Source organism: Rhizobium sp. ZX09, assembly GCF_017357485.1.
In the GTDB taxonomy this organism is placed as follows: domain Bacteria; phylum Pseudomonadota; class Alphaproteobacteria; order Rhizobiales; family Rhizobiaceae; genus Agrobacterium; species Agrobacterium pusense.
This window is the reverse complement of sequence record NZ_CP031363.1, coordinates 2090115-2107767: the sequence shown is the minus strand read 5'-3', so window position 1 is coordinate 2107767 and position 17653 is coordinate 2090115. Positions and strand designations below refer to the sequence as shown.

Below are 17653 nucleotides of genomic sequence, written 5' to 3'. Positions count from 1 at the left end.
AATGAAGACAAGGATGGAACAGCTACAGGCAGATATGATGACGAAGGGTGTCTTCACCCGTCACGAACGCCGCCAAATGAAATATCTGACAAAGGCCAACGAAGCTCAACGCCAATATGTGAAAGCGGCACTTCCGGCGAACCATCTGGCCCGACGCTGGATGGAAACCTGTGGCGAGGTCGATGATTACGGCAACATCGATTATTGCGGTGTCCCGCTTTGTCCGCGCTGCCATATGCGGGAACGCGCAGTGCAAACGGGAAAGGCCATCAAGAAGATATTCTGCGATGCAGCGAACGAGGAGCTTGCTTTTGCAACGATCCTGCTGCCGCCGCAACTGGACTTCACCGGTATGACCGATCTCGTGGAGAATGAAAAACGTCGTCTTCGCACCTTTATCGATCGTCAGCGCAAGAAGGATTCTCGCTGGGACGATTTTCAATTGCTGGGCTGGTGGGAAGTCGACCGCATGAGCTTTGGTGATTTCGAGACCTGTGGTCGCAACACACGACTGGCTTTGGATGCGCTGGGCTTTCCGTTGATGGAAGCCCCGGACAAAACAATCTGGCGTCCGCATCTTCATGCAATTGTCCGCAAGGGCATATTGACCACGGAAGAAATCGCCAGCGCCTTACGCAAGGAAACCCATACGGCAAAATATCAGGTGGATATCCAGCCATTTCGCGCATATCGCGATGCCGGCGACAATATTCAGAATATCGTCCGCTATTGCCTGAAATTCCGCATCGAGTGCGACTACAAGCGGCCAGATGCTCAGGACTTCATTGAGGCAGAACAAGCCGATGAGGCAAAGCCAACCGAACGCAATTGGTGGCCAGCCGAAGATATCCGCGCATATGTGGACTGGCTATGTCTGGAGCGATCCGGCTTTCAATCGCTTCGCGTTGTCATCGGGCAAGCCAAGGGAAAATCGGTCAATGACGTTCAACGTGTCGCATCTTCGAGCATTTCAATCGGTGAAGAGATTGAAGACGGGGAATTATCGTTAAATGCGATGCCCGACCGTTCTCGTGCTCGAAATCATATTGATGAGATGAAAGTAAATTCCGTTGTATCGGATATGAATGGGATTTTCGTTGTCGAAGACAATCGCGGTGTTTCAAGGAGTAATGCGGGTATCTGGGATGTGGGAAATGGCGTAACGCGTTTTGTGTATAATAATATTGTACAGGATACGAACTGGACTGGTAGGGGCTTCGATACGCCCTTGATTGCGCCGGAAGCCGAAACGGCTCTTGGTGATCTATTGGCTGTCAGCAAGACATCCAGATACGCGGGAAACGTCATCAGTCTGTCCGAGCGTCTGCGCAGCATGGTCGCCGTCAAGCCAGCCAATGGCGATCAGAGGAGCGGTGTAACACAGCGATGAAAAAGTTCGCTCCCTAAACTTTTTCTGCGACGTTCGCGGCAGTGTCGGAGAACGAGTAATCTTCGTAGATGGTGCGGTCCCGTAACATTGGTAGCATGGGGGTTTCCCGGCGTGCCTGTTCCAACATGCTGCGAACCGCTTTCGATGGGGGCGGGCTGACAAGTTGAGGCACATGGCCGGTCAGTGGCAGACTGAATAGCTCTGGCTCTTCAACAATCCCTCCGGTGATGGCCGCAGCTTCCAAATACGCGCTGATTGGCGTGGAAGCCGAGAATGTTTCGTCGCGAACGAATTCGATGCCGAGCATCGGGCGCAACGCCATGATATCGGAAATCCACAGCGGCTGAAATACCGGTCCGCCATCGGTGAGATTATGCAGTGCATCGACGGCATGGCCGCAAACGCGGCTTCGGGTCAGCAGCATAACAGTACTGCCGTTGGGGTCATAGAGGCGGGCGACCGGCGGAAAATTTCCATCCTGTCGCGTATGCCATTGAAAACGGCGCAGCAGGGTTTTCGGGAACATCTGCCGGTATCGTCCGGGCAGGTCCATTTCGTGGACGGTGACGTTTTTGCCCTCGGTCAGTGCAAACAGCATGATCGCCCGCCACGACAGCGCCGACAGATAGTTACGCTGCTGCATTTCTCCGTCGATTTCATATCGCAGGTTTAGCGACGTGCCTTTTCTCTTGATCTTGTAGAACCGTTCGGACTCGACATGCAGGTCGGTCGTAAACAGCAAGGCCAGATCCGTTTGCAACTGCGTAGGCTGGTCTTGGTGATCGCTATCTGAATGGTCTCGCATCTGGTCTCCGCTCGATTTTGGCGGAAGCAAATTTCCAGATGGTGCAAAGGGCGAGCGAAGAATTGGGCAAAATTATCCGGCTGGATGAACGCGGGCACGAGGCAAAAGTAACCCACTGCAATGCCGCCTTGCGCAGGAAATGGGCGAGACATAATGTTCCGGGGAACTGCCGCTATACTCCAGTTGGAAAGAAGTTCATGATCCCGGAAAGTTCAGGTGCGACACCTTTCGGCATATTCTTGTTGGCGGACGAGTACCTTGCCGCTTCCCGGGCCTCGCTCGTCAAAACAAGGCACGCTTTGACATATGGCCCGACACGTCTTCTGGCTTACCATTCATGTGAACTGTTCCTGAAAACCTACATGCGGTCGCACGGAATGCTGATCGCAGATTTGCGCACATTCCAGCATGATCTCCCCGCGATGCTGGCCGCTGCAACCAAGATGGGATTGCGGCCGAAGAAAGGCATGCTGAAAGCTTTCAAAGTTCTCGAAGAAAACAACGACTATGTACGGGTGCGGTATTCCCTCAAGACGGATGCCGTCCGTGTCCACGCGCAAAACGCGATAGCCCTCGCGGAAAAGGCAAGGGAGAGTGTCCGCATAGCACTCAACTTTGACGAATTTGGTAATCCCAGAGGCGAACTCTGGAACTGTCCTTTACCAGCAGATCACCCGGTATCAAGAGCGATGATTATTGCACCAGATGCGTAAGCGTTACTGAAATTGCGAACGCCAGAATAGCCGCCAGTGCGACGATCAGAACAAACGCTCCGCTGGATAAGCGGTCAATCCATGGCGCGCGTTTGAAATCTTCGACCAGAACTTTCAGCTTTGGTCTTGGATCACCCCATTTAATCCGTCTGAACTTATAGACGTTCTTTGCCATGACACTGAAGCTATGATGGATGCTTTAAATCCCGTTTAACAGGCAGGGCAATTTCGTGTTGCCAGCCATATCGTCCAGAAGCACAGAAGGGTCAAGGAATGCGGACAAGAGCAAAAACGCAGTGTGGCAGTGGGGAACACCACCCGCGCGTCCGCGACGCTCTTTGACAGCGCTCCTGTATCGCAGGAACGCACGAAGGACATGGGATCATTTGATCCCATGTCCTTCGGATGCGTACCCGGTAAAAAAACTGCGCTGTTTATGCGGACTTGCGCAGCATCTTGCCGCATTCGACGGCGGCGGCGGTCAACTGTGCGTCAAGCTCACCAGCACGCACTGCCTCGACCAGCGTATCGATGACCTTCGGCAGTGCCGAAAGCTCCCCGGCCTCGATGGCGTTCTTGTCCTTGGCGAATTCGATGGGCTTGCCGGCATAGCGGATCGCGAAGAACACCTTGCCGTTGCCATCGGTGAACCAGCCCTGACGAACGCGCTTGGGAGCTTCGACCTCGACACGAACACCTTCGGCATTCTTCTTGCGCACGATATGCGTCGGCGTGAACGCCTGCCCGGCGATCTTCGCCTCGGCCATCTGCTTCTGCTCGGCCAGCGCCGCAATCATCTTTTCCCGCGAACGCTGCACCGGATCGGCGGCAGCGCGAACCGGGACTGCGGAGGTGAGCTTGAGGGCCTTGAGGTGCGACATGCTGTGATCCTTCCCGAAACTGTTGAACGTGTTTCCCGAATACAGCCGTTTGGCAAAAGGGCGAGCGGAGAGTGTTTTCGGGCAGGTGGCAACACGGTCATGCCCTTTGTTGGGCAGCAGTTCCGGTGGATCAACCCGTAGCAGTTATCTGAATAACTGCAGGATCCCTTCTGCGCTGGTATTCGCGATTGATAGCGATTGGGTTGCAAGCTGTTCCTGCGTCTGTAATGCTTTCAGCCGAGTGGACGCCTCATTCATGTCAGCATCGACAAGGCGCCCAATACCCTTTTCGATACTGTCCATGAGCGTATCCGCGAAATTGGTCTGAATATCGATGCGTGTCTTGATCGCGCCCATTGTCGATGCGCTTGAAATGGCCCGACCCAGCATATACTCCACCCCGTCGATGTATTCATCGATCGTGAAGGTGTCTGTGGTGACATCCACTTCGGCCAGATCGAAATCGAGCGTCCAGGGGATGTTGGTTCGCACGTTGGAGACGTTAAACTGCACGGCCTTGTTGCCCGCTTCCGGATACATGGCGGGATCGGCCGTGAACACGATAACACCTGGATATTCCCAGTCGTTGGAGATGGCGGTCACGCCGGTGCCAGCGGTCACGTAGGCCAGTACTGTTGCAAAGTCGTCGCGGTCGCCGACGTGTCCGTCGGTGGTACCGAGCGCAGCATCAACCGATGCCTTATCAATCCTCACCGTCTGCACGGCGCCTCCATTCACCTGGACGTCGAAAAGGATTTCTGCCGTTCCGCGCAAGTCAAAGGGCTCCGTGAAGGTGACCACTCCCTTGGGGATCATGTTGTCGTGATTCAGCCCGGGTGGCGGCGCATCTTCGAGGCCTAATCCGAAGCCTGCAGGATGGACCCCTCCGAAATCCGACGTAACACCGATTACATCGATACTCGAACCTATGTGGGCAGATGTTTCAGCTGAACCGAGCTCGAAGCGCGTGGCGCCGACGCCAAATCCGGTAAAGGCAGGAGGCACTATCGACCATGCTGGCACGCTATTGGCGGTAAATACCCACTGCAGCACTTTGCCCATGTCAAACGCGTCGTTGATCGTGCCGTCCGTCGTGCTCAGCGCGGCATCGACGATGGTCTTGTCTATCCGAAGATTTGAGAACGTCGCACCCGCATCTGCTCCGAACGCGTCCACCACGACGGAGAACTCGATGTAGTCGGTTGCACCGAAGGTCGCAGGGCCGGTGAAGTCGTGTATCTCGTGACCGTTGTGCGCGTAGGCGTTCATACTCGCATCGGCAAACCCTCCAATGTCGCCGACACCGCTGACGTCCTTCTGCAGGATGCCCCCGCCGCCGGCGTTCAGCATGCTGGTGGTCTTCAGGTCGACGTTCATCTTCTTAACAGCAACGGAGCCGCTATCTGATCGCACGAACGAGGAGACCACTGAGGAGGTCAGGGCAGCCGCTTCGGAAAGATGAGCGGGTTCATCAGTCTTTAGCCAGTTAACGCCACTGAAACTGGATGACGAAACGACGTTCTCTGCTTGGGCATTAAGTTGCGCAAGCTCTTCTTGGATCTTGGACCTGTCGACCCCTTCCTCTGTAGCCGCTACGAGACGCGCCTTGAATTTCTCGAGGATTTCCACGATCGCCTCAGTGCCGGCGTAGGCCGTATCTACTTTGGCCGCACCTAATCCAAGTGCATCATGGACGGCTGCGGTCGCCATGTTATCTGATCGCATAGTTGTGGCAATAGACCAATAAGCAGCGTTATCTGACGCCCTTTGTACCCGCAGCCCTGAGCTTACCTGCCGTTGTGTGTCGGCCATGCTCGCGCCGATTGTTCGCAGGGTTTGCAGCGCGGCCATGGCTGCGATATTCGTCAAGATGCTGGTCATGGTAACCGTCCGAGCCCATGCGCTGGCTTGCAGTCCGCGTCAACGGTCTGCTTTGAGCCAGCAATGAAAGGACACTTCTACGGTTAACCACAAAGGGTGCCCGCCATAATGGCGGGACCGTCACCCTAAGAACGAGGCTACTCTTACCTCAGGGCTGCCCGACGGGAATCGAGCATTTTCATCAACGTTATTGCATTAAAGAGGATTAACGGGAAGTTAACGACGATGAAATCTACGGAGCACTGGCGGGCGGCAACTTCGGTATGATGCTCGAAACCAATTCGAACTCCGGCTCGAAGCGAGCGATAATCTCAGCAAACTTTTTCTCGATTTCGTCTGCGCTGCGAATATCGCTGACAGCGATTGAGTTCTCACGCAAGAATCGTGAATAGAGGTGCCCCTTGTCAGAGGCTCCGACCGGGAACTGAATTCGTTCCAAGCCTTTCGCAGATGCCGCCACCCTGATCGCCTCGATAATCCCCTTTCGAACTTTATGGTCTGAAACAGGGCCGACTTCCGCATGCAGCTTGAGGTGCGCCGTCGTTCCGTCATCGGCGGCCCGTATCTCTACCCAAGCAATTAGCGGATAGCCTGCCCACCAGTTTTCGCAGCCGGACCATGCTCCCTTGGTTTTATCCAGTTCTTCTCGCCACCGCGCAGGCAGAAAACTCACAAGGCTTTTCTCATGGCTTGAATATTTGAATTCATGCTTGCCGATCCTGACTGTCTTCCCGCACTCGGGTTTGTCACCAAACAAACGAAAAACAGCGGTTGCAAAACCCGAGCCGGGGCGATCCCTCTTGATGAGATCCAGCACTTTCTTTTGATCACGAAAAAGCTGTCGGGCCAGATCGTGCGTTTCAGAGCGTTCTTTGCTCATTTCAGTAAGCGCGACCTCCCGTCAGGCGTTTCTGCATCCGTCAGCCGAATTCGCGTAATGCTTCGGCTTGCGGGAATAGGTTGAGAAGACGCGGCGCAAATCGCCGCTTTCTACATTGAGATTACTGCGGCCTGCTCGGTTAACAAGATACAAATTTTCGCCGAGTGCAAAAACACTTGACGGGACGCCGACTTAGCTGTTTACACCCCGCTCGCCTCGCGCTCGAACCTCACCGCCTCTGGTGTTAGCGGTCCGACGCAAAGGAGGCGGTCATGCAGGACGATTTTCCCGGCAATCAACATTCATCGGGTCCGGTGCGGGCCTATTCCTACGTGCGTATGAGCACCCGTAAGCAGCTTCGCGGCGATAGCTTGCGTCGGCAGCTTGAGCGATCGAAAGCCTTTGCGAACGAACACTCTCTGCTTCTGGATGACAGCTTGCAGGACTTGGTTGTCAGCGCATGGAAGGGCAGGAACTTCAAGACCGGTGCACTCGGTCGGTTTCTGTCCATGGTAGAAAGTGGCGAAATCCCCAAGGGCAGCTATCTGCTGATCGAAAGTCTCGACCGGCTATCGCGGGAGGCCGTGCCGGATGCGTTGACATTGTTCATGGCGATCATCAATGCGGGCATCGTCATCGTGACGCTCGGCGAGGACCGGCAGATTTACAGCCGCGATAGGCTCAATGGTGACTGGACGAAACTCATCATCGGACTTGCGGTAATGTCGCGCGGCCATGAGGAGAGTCAGACGAAAAGCGAACGCATCAAGGCGGTTGCCAAGCGCAAACGGGAGCAGGCCCGCGAAGGCAAAGGCCATATTACCGGATTATCACCCGCATGGATTGACGCCCGACGGATCGATGCGAACCGATACGAGTTCACACTGAATCATCAGGCAGAAGCGGTGAAGGCAATCTACGAAATGGCAACGCGCGGTCTCGGCGCGACGGTAATCGCACGCAAGCTCAATGCGGATGGCGTTCCGGCCTTCAAGAGCAAGGACGGCTGGTATCAGAGCATCATCAAGGCGTTGCTTTTCTCGGCATGATGTCATCGGCACATTCCAGCCCCATCGCATGGAGGACGGCAAGCGTGTACCGGATGGCGACGCAATCGAGAACTATTTCCCCGCCGCCATCGACAAGGACTTGTTCCTGCGCGTGCAGGCGATGCGCAGCAATCCCGGCAGACCGGGCCGCAAAGGCGAAGCGTTCGCTAATCTCTTCACCGGCCTGTGCCATTGCGCCCACTGCGGCGGGCCGATGACAATGAAGCTCAGTCGTGTGAAGGGTAACGAGAACGGGCGCTATCTCGTCTGTGCCAACTATGTGCGGGGGCACCGTTGCACCGAAGGCAAGCGGCATTTCCGGTACAAGCCGTTGGAGGCAGTCATCCTCGATCACGTCAAGGAGATAAATCTCGCGGAAACGCTGCAAGCGTCAAGGTTCGATGACACTCAGCGGGAGCTTGATGAGGCCATTGCCGGGTTGACGCTGCAACTGGATGGGCTGCGCAGCAAGGAGCAGCGGCTGGCTCAGGCCATTGAAGACGACAACGAGCCGCCGGAGGCTATTCTCAATCTGCTCAGGACGAGGCAGAGCGAACGGCAAACGGTCGAGGCAGAGTTACGGCATCAACAGACAGAACGCCAGCGCCAATCAATCCGACACGATAACTCTGCCAACATGGCCGACCGTATCGCAATGCTTCGATTGGCGTGGGAAAAAGCGGAAGAAGCCACGCGCTACGAGCTACGCTCAGAAGCCCACACCGCGATAAGGGAGCTTATCACCGAGATCAGTTTCGACAGCATCAGTTATTCGGCGGTCGTGGTCATAGAAAACGGCGTGTCCGCCTACAGGGTGAAAGACGGAATGATTAGCGCACTGTTCCGGGCATTTGCGGCGTGAATATCGGTGGGCGTCCCCATGCGAAAAGTTCGTTCGCACGAACTTTTCCGCCTGAAATGTCGCAAAAGTCGCGAAGTCATCCGCCGCAGGGCTCGGCCTATCCGGCTCGTTTCTCGGCGTACCGCTTTACGATTTGTTGCTCCGTGGACCCGTCCTTGCTTCCGCGCTTCAACTCTTCGATGCGCTTTTCGAGAAGCTTGATTTCAGCGTAGGCATCATCATCGAGCAGGACAGGCTCATTGGCATATTCCTCCTGTCCGGGCCGTAGGAAGTCTTTGATCTGCTCGGTGTTCACCTGTGCATAATGCTTGTCGATCATCGCGAGTGACGTGCGGGTATTGCGTGCAACGTGGTGAACGGAAACGTTGTTGGCGAGCATCTGCGAGATATAGAAGTGCCGGAATGAATATGACGTGCGACGAACGCCGCGATTGTCCTTCTCCAACCCCGCCGCAATCAGCAAGGCGTTGAGGCTCTTCTTGAATGACAGGATGCGGTTGCCTTTCTCATCCACAAAAACCGGATCGTCGTCCCGCGGCTCGCGGCCCATGTCGTTGACGAACAGGTTCCAAAGCATACCGAGCGCCGACAGTGCGCCATAGAGCGGCACGGTGCTGCCATGCTTGCTCTTGCCATGAACCGCCAAACGCGCATCCTGTTGATGCAACGGCAGATGGCGTGTTTCGCGGAAAAGAGAAATGTCACCCCATGTGAGGTTCTTGGCCTCTGTCGGGCGCAGGCCGGAATTGGCCATCAGTTCGATATAGGCATGCAGCCGAACGCGGTCAGCGCGAATGCCCTCGGTAACGGCCTTTTGCGTCCAGACGCGCCCATCCTTCGCCTTGATGACCTTGAGCTTCGAATGATGCTCGTTGATCCGTTCGGTACTTTTGGTGATGAGCTTCTCGTATTCCTCCGGTTTGAAGCCGGGGCGGCGATTGTCGGGCTTCTTCCTTGCGTCGACCGTGGGGAGTTCCAAAGGTTTGCAATATCCCCATCGCGCTGCCTGCCGAAAAAGCTCGCGAATGATGACCATTTCGCCTTTCATGGTTGCCAACGCTGCGACTTTACGCGGTGCTGCGCGAGTGAAAACACGACCATCTTCTCGCTCGCAGCGGATTTTTTCGATCTTCGATCCCGGTCCGGTCGTCCAATAGGTCTTTCGCCATTCCAAATACCGTTCGACATCAACGGTCGTGATGAGGTCGATGGCCTTGTCCGCGAAGTAGGCGACGGGAAAGCGCCGAATGATCGGGGGCCAGAATGTCGGGTGATAATGGCTGCGTTCGCCGCGCTCCGCTTCCGCGCACACTTTTTCGATAAACTCCTCGGCAACCTGACAGAAGGGATGCTGAACCAGCGACAGGCCTTGTTTATGCCGATACTTTTGCTCGTGGTAGATCTCGTTCGCGCGCTGGAGAGCAGAATCATAGTCAGCGATGCCGAGCGACTTCTTGATCTGCCTGCCGCCGAGCGAAAAGCGCATGGACCAATTGCGGGTGCCTTCGCGCTGGAAAAGCGTGAAAGGGGTATTCGGCGATTCGGTACGCTGCAACATAACCTGGGCTCCAACGGAGTTACTTCGGTCGGAGCGCTGCGCTGAAACTGCGCTAACTCCGTGTCCGAGCCCCGGGACGCTACATTGAAATCATTGAGAAATTCCGAACGGCATGCGCTGCTGAGCTAAGACTGAGCTAACATATTTCCGTTGCGCGCGAGGGCAAGCGAAAGCTGATATGTCAATAAAATCAATTAGTTCAGTGGCGCACCCGGTAGGATTCGAACCTACGACCTTTGGAATCGGAATCCAACACTCTATCCAGCTGAGCTACGGGTGCAGCGGTCACGCTTGAATCGCGTGCAGCGGTTGGTTCATACCCTAGCTTTCTTTCCGCATCAATGACTAAAAATCCAAGATTTGCGAAACCTTGCCAGTTTTCGAGACCGCAGGGTGAAGAGGGTCGGAAGTGGGGGCTTGCGGGTTTTTGGCGACTTTGCGCGCGGGGCTGCGTCGTTTGGCGTCCCAGGTCTCGCGGAAATCGATTTCACTTATAAGTAGTAGCTTGTCACGGGTCCCGCATGCAGTTTCAGCATGTTCATCCGTCGTGGGCCGGAGTGCCCGTATGCCTGCCAGACAAGGGTGGCCCCGCGGTTCCGGCCCCTCAAAATTGGCGGGTAAATAGTCATGCTTTCGGCGCAGATTTTGTCGCCAGATGGCGGGCTACATTGGGTTTCCGGCCATTAACTGTCAAATTCTTATACAATATTAGTATCATCTACATTTATTTAGGATACAGTTTCGTGACATTGTCAGTTATGATTTTGGCAGGGTAAAGGACGAATCAGGCGGGGGATCGGATGGCTTTGCGATTGGCACATAGCAACGGGCCGCGGACGGAAAAGGTCGAAAGCGGCAGCGCGCAAACGACGCATCTCACCGCGATCGATTACGGTTTGCTGACGACTGCGATCAGCTACCATTTGCGGCACTCGCAACTTGCCGTGGCAAACGGTTTTTCCGATGTGCTGGCGGAGCAGGCATTGCGGCCGGCCGATTTTTCCGTTCTCGTCATCGTTGGCGGAAATCCGGGTCTTAAACAAAGCGATGTGGCCGAGGCGCTCGGCATCCAGCGGGCCAATTTCGTTGCCATCGTCGACAGCATGGAAGAGAAAGGTCTGCTCGTCCGCCGCAGGTCGGAAGAGGACAGGCGCGTTCATTTCCTCGACATGACGGCCGAGGGTAGCCGTCTTCTCGAGCGCCTTTCCGATGTCTGGCGCGACCGCGAGGAAAAGCTGATCGACCGTATCGGCGGCAAGAAGGCCCGCGACCAATTGCTGGCGCTGCTCGGCCGCCTGCGCGACTGACGTCTGTCGCCGGTGTTTCCCCATCGGCAATGCTGGGCGGAAGGGGCGGCGGATTTCATCCGTGGTGGCACGGCACCCCCGGTTTCCGGTGATCTCCATCACGGCAGCCTGATATCCCTCGGTCCGATTTGCGTTGCAATTTGTCTGCGAAACGGTCAAGACGCATGGAATCCCCGTGCCATGCGGTGCCCGCGCGGCAGCGAGCGACTGACCGGAAAAGCCAGAGACGGAAACACCATGCTGAATATCGATACGAGTCATCCGCTTTATCGTCCCCTGTGGGTGCGGTTGCTCATCGTCGGTTTCTGTGTGGCATGGGCTGTCATCGAATTCGTCAATCGCGAGTTTTTCTGGGGAACCGTCGTGGGCGGCATAGGCGTCTATGCGGCCTATGAACTGTTGGTAAAATTCAAACCCGCAAGCGACGGCGACAAGGGTGGGGACGGGGCGGTTGCGCCCGCCGCCGAAAATCCACCCACCGATAAGGACGATGCCGGCTGACGCGTCGCGATTTTCCGTTCATCGCCTGTCTTGAGCTGCCCGCCTCTTACCGGAAATGCTCTCGCATCCGAAGCATGCGGAGCGCCTGGTCGATCAGGAGATTGGCTGCCGTCATGCGCAGTGTCGCATTGTGCCGGAACTGCGGTTTCACCCGGTCGGGATGATTGAGGCGGGCGAAGGCGCGGCGCTTTTCCGCGAGCGTTGCCGCAGTGTCGGTCTCCTGGATCGCCAGTTCCGCCGAAACATCGGCAAGTGAGGTCTTTTCGAGGTGGGCCGGCATCGGTTCCGGTTCGCTCTCCGGTTCCGGCTGGGGTTCCGCCGGTGGCGCGGGGTCTTCCAGGAAGGCGAGATAAGCGTCGAGATTGCCGTTCGCAGCCGCCGGCGCTTCGATATGCGTATCGACAACGAAGCCTGAGCTGAAGCCGGCAATGCGGTGATCCGCGGGCGGGGGCGGCTCTGCGCCTTCGTCTTCTTTCTCCTGCTCCAGTCTTTCGACGACAGACTGGAAAACGGATTGTCCGAAGAGCATACGGCTGTTCCTTCGCCGGTCACGATTTCCGGCCCTTGTAGCGGATGAAGGTGGCGTCTGGCTTGCCGCCGTCACTGGGCAGTCAGCTTGCGGCTTTCATCCAGCACCAGATCGTAAAGCAGGCGGGCGCTGGGCGGCAGGACGCGCCCCTTGGTGGTGATGATGCTGTAGGGCTTGACGACCAGTTCGAAATCCGTCGGCAATATGCGGGTCCGGCCGATATCGGCCCGCTGGCCGGCCACGAATTCGGCCATGTCCTGCGCAATCGGCGCAATGGCATCGGTGTTGCAGACAAGCGCAAGCGTGAGAACCACGGATGGCGTGTTGATGACGTTGCGCGGCATGGCGACGCCGTGGGTAAGGAAGACATCCTCCATGGTGCGCCGCAAAAGCGCGCCAGGGGGCTGGAACACCCAGTCGTAACCGGAAAGATCCTGCAGGGTGACGGGATCGCCGCCCAGAAGCGGGTGGCCTTCGCGCACCACCAGACAGGCGCGCTCAATGCCGATTTCGTGGATGGAGAACAGGCCTGGATCAAAGTCATCCGGTATGCGGCCGATGATGAAATCGTGGCGCGCAGCCAGCAATTCCCGCGCCAGCACGTTGCTGCTCTCCACCTGAACATTGATTTCAATGCCGGGATAGGTGTCCATGGCCCGTCTTATGGCGGGAACCACGAGGCTGATGGCGGGCGCGGTCACCGCGCCGATGAAAACGGATCCGCCGCTGCCGGACTTCATCTGATTGAGTTCGCGACTCGCCTCACGCAGCTCCAGCAATATGGTGCGCGCCCGTCGCGCCAGCGCCTCGCCGAACTTCGTCAGAACCACACCGCGCGATGCTCTCTGACAGAGCGGCGATTTGACGATCGCTTCCATTTCCGAGAGCATGCGCGAGGCCGCCGGCTGCGTCATGTTCATGGCGGCGGCAGCCGCGCTGACCTGCCCGTGCTCCTCGATCATGACCAGCATGCGCAGGTGGCTCATCTTCAATCCGGCCCGCAGCAACGGGTTGTCTTCAAAGACAAAAAGGGCATCCGTTGTTTGCGCCTGCTCATACACTTTCTGGTTGCTCATTCGCGATTTTATACCCCTCATCGGTTTTTGTATCGATTTAATATATCATAATTGATATATGGAAACTGATTTATTCTATTTGACAGTTATATGGATTCAGAACAATTTGCGGAATGCCGGGGAGGAGCGGCAGCTGTTCCATTTCGCAATTGCGAAAAGGGAGCGAGCAGGGCGCGGCTTCTTCCTCTGACGGCATGAATTTCCTGGTGCACCGCAACATGCGGGTCCAGAGAAGGGCTCAAGGGAGAGAGTTAATGAAGTCCATTATTTCGCTGATGGCAGCTTGTGCCATCGGTGCTGCGTCTTTCGCAGTGCCGGCTTTCGCACAGGACAAGGGCGCTGTTGGCATCGCCATGCCGACCAAGTCTTCCGCGCGCTGGATCGATGACGGCAACAACATCGTCAAGCAGCTTCAGGAAGCTGGTTACACGACCGACCTGCAGTATGCCGACGACGATATTCCGAACCAGCTTTCCCAGATCGAAAACATGGTCACCAAGGGCGTCAAGGTCCTCGTGATCGCCTCGATCGACGGCACCACGCTGTCGGACGTGCTGAAGCAGGCCGGCGAGCAGGGCATCAAGGTCATCGCTTATGACCGCCTGATCCGCAACAGCGGCGACGTCAGCTACTACGCCACCTTCGACAACTTCCAGGTTGGCGTTCTGCAGGCGACTTCGATCGTCGACAAGCTCGGTCTGAAGGATGGCAAGGGTCCGTTCAACATCGAACTCTTCGGCGGCTCCCCTGATGATAACAACGCCTTCTTCTTCTACGACGGCGCTATGTCTGTTCTCCAGCCTTACATCGACAGCGGCAAGCTCGTCGTGAAGTCCGGCCAGACCGGCATGGACAAGGTCGGCACGCTCCGCTGGGATCCGGCAACGGCCCAGGCCCGCATGGACAACCTTCTCTCGGCCTACTACACCGACGCCAAGGTTGACGCCGTTCTGTCGCCTTATGACGGTCTTTCCATCGGCATCATCTCCTCGCTGAAGGGCGTTGGTTATGGCACGAAGGATCAGCCGCTGCCGGTCGTTTCCGGTCAGGACGCTGAAATCCCGTCCGTGAAGTCGATCATTGCCGGCGAACAGTATTCCACCATCTTCAAGGACACCCGCGAACTCGCGAAGGTTACCGTGAACATGGTGAATGCCGTTATGCAGGGCAAGGAGCCTGAAGTGAACGACACCAAGACCTATGAAAATGGCGTCAAGGTTGTTCCGTCCTACCTGCTGAAGCCGGTTGCAGTAACCAAGGAGAACTACAAGCAGGTTCTCGTCGATGGCGGTTACTACAAGGAAGACCAGCTGAAATAAGCCTGATACACATGCGGGGATGGCTTGGCGTCATCCCCGTTTTTCCATAAAAATAAAAACGCCGGAATTAATCGGGCGCTGGATTGCGATATGGCCAATACCATTCTCGAAATGCGGAACATCACCAAGACGTTTCCGGGCGTGAAAGCGCTTGAGAACGTCAACCTCAAGGTTAAGGAAGGTGAGATCCACGCACTCGTCGGTGAGAACGGCGCGGGAAAGTCGACCTTGATGAAGGTCCTTTCCGGTGTTTACCCCGCCGGCACCTATGAGGGCGAAATCCACTATGAAGGCGCCGTGCGAAACTTTCGCGCCATCAACGACAGTGAAGATATTGGTATCATCATCATTCACCAGGAACTGGCGCTCGTGCCGCTCCTGTCGATTGCGGAAAACATCTTCCTTGGCAACGAGGTCGCCTCGAACGGCGTGATCAGCTGGCAGGAGACCTTCAACCGTACCCGCGAACTTCTGAAGAAAGTGGGCCTGAAGGAATCACCGGAGACGCTGATCACCGATATTGGCGTCGGCAAGCAGCAGCTGGTCGAAATCGCCAAGGCGCTGTCGAAAAGCGTGAAGCTGCTTATCCTTGATGAGCCGACCGCTTCGCTGAACGAAAGCGATTCCGAGGCGCTGTTGAACCTGCTGATGGAATTCCGCAAGCAGGGCATGACCTCGATCATCATCACCCACAAGCTGAATGAAGTGCGCAAGGTGGCCGACCAGATCACCGTGCTGCGCGACGGCATGACGGTGAAGACGCTCGACTGTCACAAGGAAGAAATCAGCGAGGACGTCATCATCCGCAACATGGTGGGCCGCGATCTCGAAGATCGTTATCCGCCGCGCGACGTGCCGATCGGCGAAACCATTCTCGAAGTGAAGAACTGGAACGCCTATCACCAGCAGCACCGCGACCGCCAGGTTCTGCATGATATCAACGTCACCGTGCGCAAGGGCGAAGTCGTCGGTATTGCTGGCCTGATGGGGGCAGGGCGCACCGAATTTGCGATGAGCGTGTTCGGCAAGTCCTATGGCCACAAGATCACCGGTGAAGTGCTGATCAACGGCAAGCCAGTTGACGTCAGCACCGTGCGCAAGGCAATCGATGCCGGTCTTGCCTATGTCACGGAGGACCGCAAACATCTCGGTCTCGTGCTCAACGACAACATCCTGCACAATACCACACTCGCCAATCTTGCCGGCGTCTCGAATGCCAGCATCATCGACGACATCAAGGAAATGAAGGTGGCGAGCGATTTCCGCACGCGCCTGCGCATCCGCTCGTCGGGCATCTTTCAGGAAACGGTCAACCTTTCGGGCGGCAACCAGCAGAAGGTTGTGCTCTCCAAATGGCTGTTCTCCAACCCTGATGTCCTGATCCTCGATGAACCGACCCGCGGTATCGATGTCGGCGCGAAATATGAAATCTACACCATCATCAACCAGCTCGCTGCCGATGGTAAAGGCGTTCTGATGATCTCATCGGAAATGCCCGAACTGCTCGGCAATTGCGACCGCATCTACGTCATGAACGAAGGCCGCATCGTCGCTGAATTGCCGAAGGGAGAGGCGAGCCAGGAAAGCATCATGCGCGCTATCATGCGCTCAGGGGAGAAGAACTCATGAGTTCGGCAAACACAACAAACGAAGAAAGTAACGTCGTCTCGGTCACATCCTATATTCGCTCCAATATCCGCGAATATGGCATGCTGATCGCGCTCGTCGCCATCATGGTTTTCTTCCAGTTCTACACCGGCGGCATCCTGTTCCGCCCCGTGAACCTGACCAACCTCATCCTGCAGAACTCGTTCATCGTCATCATGGCGCTGGGCATGCTGCTTGTCATCGTGGCCGGGCATATCGACCTTTCGGTCGGTTCCATCGTCGCCTTCGTCGGCGCGATCGCGGCCATATTGACCGTGCAATGGGGCATGAACCCCTTTCTGGCGGCACTGATTTGTCTCGTCATCGGCGGCATCATCGGTGCGGCCCAGGGTTACTGGATCGCCTATCACCGCATCCCGTCCTTCATCGTGACGCTGGCGGGCATGCTGGTGTTCCGCGGCCTGACGCTCTTCGTGCTCGGCGGCAAGAACATCGGTCCGTTCCCGACCGATTTCCAGATTATCAGCACCGGCTTCCTACCCGATATCGGCGGCATTGAAGGTCTCAACACCACCTCAATGATCCTGACGGTGCTGATTACCGTCGTGCTGTTCTATCTGGCATGGCGTCGCCGTGTCGTGAATGTGAAGCATGGCATCGATGTCGAGCCTTTCGGTTTCTTCATCGCCCAGAACCTGCTGATTTCGGCCGCGATCCTGTTTCTTGGCTACCAGCTTTCCACCTATCGCGGCCTGCCGAACGTGCTGATCGTGATGCTTGCTCTCGTTGCGCTCTACAGCTTCGTGACGCGTCGCACGACGATCGGCCGTCGCATTTACGCCATGGGCGGCAATGAAAAGGCGACCAAGCTTTCGGGTATCAACACCGAACGCCTGAGCTTCCTGACCTTCGTCAACATGGGCGTTCTGGCTGGTCTCGCCGGCATGATCATCGCGACCCGCCTCAACTCGGCAACGCCGAAGGCCGGCGTGGGCTTCGAGCTTGACGTGATCGCGGCCTGCTTCATCGGTGGTGCTTCGGCATCCGGCGGCGTTGGCAAGATCACCGGCGCGGTCATTGGCGCCTTCATCATGGGTGTCATGAACAACGGCATGTCGATCGTCGGTCTCGGCATCGACTTCCAGCAGATGGTCAAGGGCCTCGTGCTGCTCGCCGCCGTGTTCTTCGACGTCTACAACAAGAACAAGGGCTGATCGGCTCACCCCTATCGCAGTCCAAAAAGTGGCCGGTTTCCGGCCACTTTCATAAGATGCAGGCGCAAGGCGCCGCGTAG

General features: G+C 56.5%; 17 protein-coding genes and 1 tRNA gene. 9 read left to right on the top strand and 9 right to left on the bottom strand.

Annotated features, from left to right (window positions below):
• Window position 1: 1 nt before the first annotated feature.
• Window positions 2–1390 (top strand): hypothetical protein, encoded by a 1389-nt coding sequence (locus BTN45_RS10545; protein WP_207587639.1) that lies wholly within the window; start codon window positions 2–4, stop codon window positions 1388–1390.
• A gap of 13 nt (window positions 1391–1403) precedes the next feature.
• Here BTN45_RS10545 and BTN45_RS10540 read toward each other — a convergent pair whose 3' ends face one another.
• Window positions 1404–2195 carry a DUF2958 domain-containing protein gene (locus BTN45_RS10540; protein WP_207587637.1) on the bottom strand — a complete coding sequence of 264 codons (792 nt, stop codon included), beginning with the start codon at window positions 2193–2195 and terminating at the stop codon, window positions 1404–1406.
• Window positions 2196–2212: 17 nt separating this feature from the next.
• Between BTN45_RS10540 and BTN45_RS10535 the strand changes: the two genes are divergently transcribed.
• A complete protein-coding gene (locus tag BTN45_RS10535; RefSeq protein WP_207587629.1) occupies window positions 2213–2908 on the top strand; it encodes a hypothetical protein in 696 nt (231 codons plus the stop codon).
• Here the strand turns inward: BTN45_RS10535 and BTN45_RS10530 are convergent.
• The 4 genes from BTN45_RS10530 to BTN45_RS10515 all read right to left on the bottom strand — a co-directional run bounded on the left by BTN45_RS10530 (window position 2889) and on the right by BTN45_RS10515 (window position 6550).
• On the bottom strand, window positions 2889–3083 hold the full coding sequence (locus BTN45_RS10530; protein WP_146617401.1) for a hypothetical protein: 195 nt from the start codon (window positions 3081–3083) through the stop codon (window positions 2889–2891). The two genes, BTN45_RS10535 and BTN45_RS10530, sit on opposite strands and share 20 nt — an antisense overlap.
• A gap of 259 nt (window positions 3084–3342) precedes the next feature.
• Window positions 3343–3789: a DUF6641 family protein gene (locus BTN45_RS10525; protein WP_207587627.1), complete on the bottom strand. Its 447-nt coding sequence runs from the start codon at window positions 3787–3789 to the stop codon at window positions 3343–3345.
• A gap of 144 nt (window positions 3790–3933) precedes the next feature.
• Complete coding sequence (locus tag BTN45_RS10520; RefSeq protein WP_207587625.1) at window positions 3934–5670, bottom strand: flagellin; 1737 nt, start codon at window positions 5668–5670, stop codon at window positions 3934–3936.
• A 232-nt stretch (window positions 5671–5902) separates the two neighbouring features.
• Entirely contained in the window at window positions 5903–6550 is a 648-nt protein-coding gene (locus tag BTN45_RS10515) for a hypothetical protein (RefSeq protein ID WP_207587623.1), read from the bottom strand.
• Window positions 6551–6822: 272 nt separating this feature from the next.
• On the opposite strand from BTN45_RS10515, the gene BTN45_RS10510 reads away from it, so the two are divergent.
• Window positions 6823–7599: a recombinase family protein gene (locus tag BTN45_RS10510; protein WP_207587621.1), complete on the top strand. Its 777-nt coding sequence runs from the start codon at window positions 6823–6825 to the stop codon at window positions 7597–7599.
• Window positions 7600–7627: 28 nt separating this feature from the next.
• The gene (locus tag BTN45_RS10505; RefSeq protein WP_207587619.1) at window positions 7628–8461 is read left to right on the top strand and encodes a zinc ribbon domain-containing protein; all 834 of its coding nucleotides are present in this window, start codon (window positions 7628–7630) and stop codon (window positions 8459–8461) included.
• Window positions 8462–8558: 97 nt separating this feature from the next.
• Here the strand turns inward: BTN45_RS10505 and BTN45_RS10500 are convergent, their stop codons facing one another.
• Together BTN45_RS10500 and BTN45_RS10495 are read right to left on the bottom strand one after the other, a co-directional pair.
• A complete protein-coding gene (locus tag BTN45_RS10500; RefSeq protein ID WP_207587617.1) occupies window positions 8559–10019 on the bottom strand; it encodes a site-specific integrase in 1461 nt (486 codons plus the stop codon).
• Window positions 10020–10222: 203 nt separating this feature from the next.
• Window positions 10223–10299, bottom strand: a tRNA-Arg gene (locus BTN45_RS10495).
• Window positions 10300–10819: 520 nt separating this feature from the next.
• On the opposite strand from BTN45_RS10495, the gene BTN45_RS10490 reads away from it, so the two are divergent.
• A complete protein-coding gene (locus tag BTN45_RS10490) occupies window positions 10820–11326 on the top strand; it encodes a MarR family winged helix-turn-helix transcriptional regulator (RefSeq protein WP_112766649.1) in 507 nt (168 codons plus the stop codon).
• Window positions 11327–11563: 237 nt separating this feature from the next.
• A complete protein-coding gene (locus tag BTN45_RS10485; protein WP_006699583.1) occupies window positions 11564–11827 on the top strand; it encodes a hypothetical protein in 264 nt (87 codons plus the stop codon).
• Window positions 11828–11873: 46 nt separating this feature from the next.
• Here the strand turns inward: BTN45_RS10485 and BTN45_RS10480 are convergent, their stop codons facing one another.
• Together BTN45_RS10480 and BTN45_RS10475 are read right to left on the bottom strand one after the other, a co-directional pair.
• Window positions 11874–12356: a hypothetical protein gene (locus BTN45_RS10480; RefSeq protein WP_112766648.1), complete on the bottom strand. Its 483-nt coding sequence runs from the start codon at window positions 12354–12356 to the stop codon at window positions 11874–11876.
• 71 nt (window positions 12357–12427) lie between these two features.
• On the bottom strand, window positions 12428–13432 hold the full coding sequence (locus BTN45_RS10475) for a LysR family transcriptional regulator (protein ID WP_004443150.1): 1005 nt from the start codon (window positions 13430–13432) through the stop codon (window positions 12428–12430).
• A gap of 254 nt (window positions 13433–13686) precedes the next feature.
• On the opposite strand from BTN45_RS10475, the gene chvE reads away from it, so the two are divergent.
• The 3 genes from chvE (at window position 13687) to gguB (ending at window position 17573) form a co-directional block, all read left to right on the top strand.
• Complete coding sequence (gene chvE, locus BTN45_RS10470; protein ID WP_004443148.1) at window positions 13687–14751, top strand: sugar ABC transporter substrate-binding protein ChvE; 1065 nt, start codon at window positions 13687–13689, stop codon at window positions 14749–14751.
• Between the two features lie 90 nt (window positions 14752–14841).
• The gene (gene gguA / locus BTN45_RS10465) at window positions 14842–16380 is read left to right on the top strand and encodes a sugar ABC transporter ATP-binding protein GguA (RefSeq protein WP_022556773.1); all 1539 of its coding nucleotides are present in this window, start codon (window positions 14842–14844) and stop codon (window positions 16378–16380) included.
• Window positions 16377–17573, top strand: coding sequence for a sugar ABC transporter permease GguB (gguB, locus tag BTN45_RS10460; protein WP_004443145.1), 1197 nt, complete (start codon window positions 16377–16379; stop codon window positions 17571–17573). The genes gguA and gguB overlap by 4 nt, the downstream gene beginning before the upstream one ends.
• The last annotated feature ends 80 nt before the right edge of the window (window positions 17574–17653 follow it).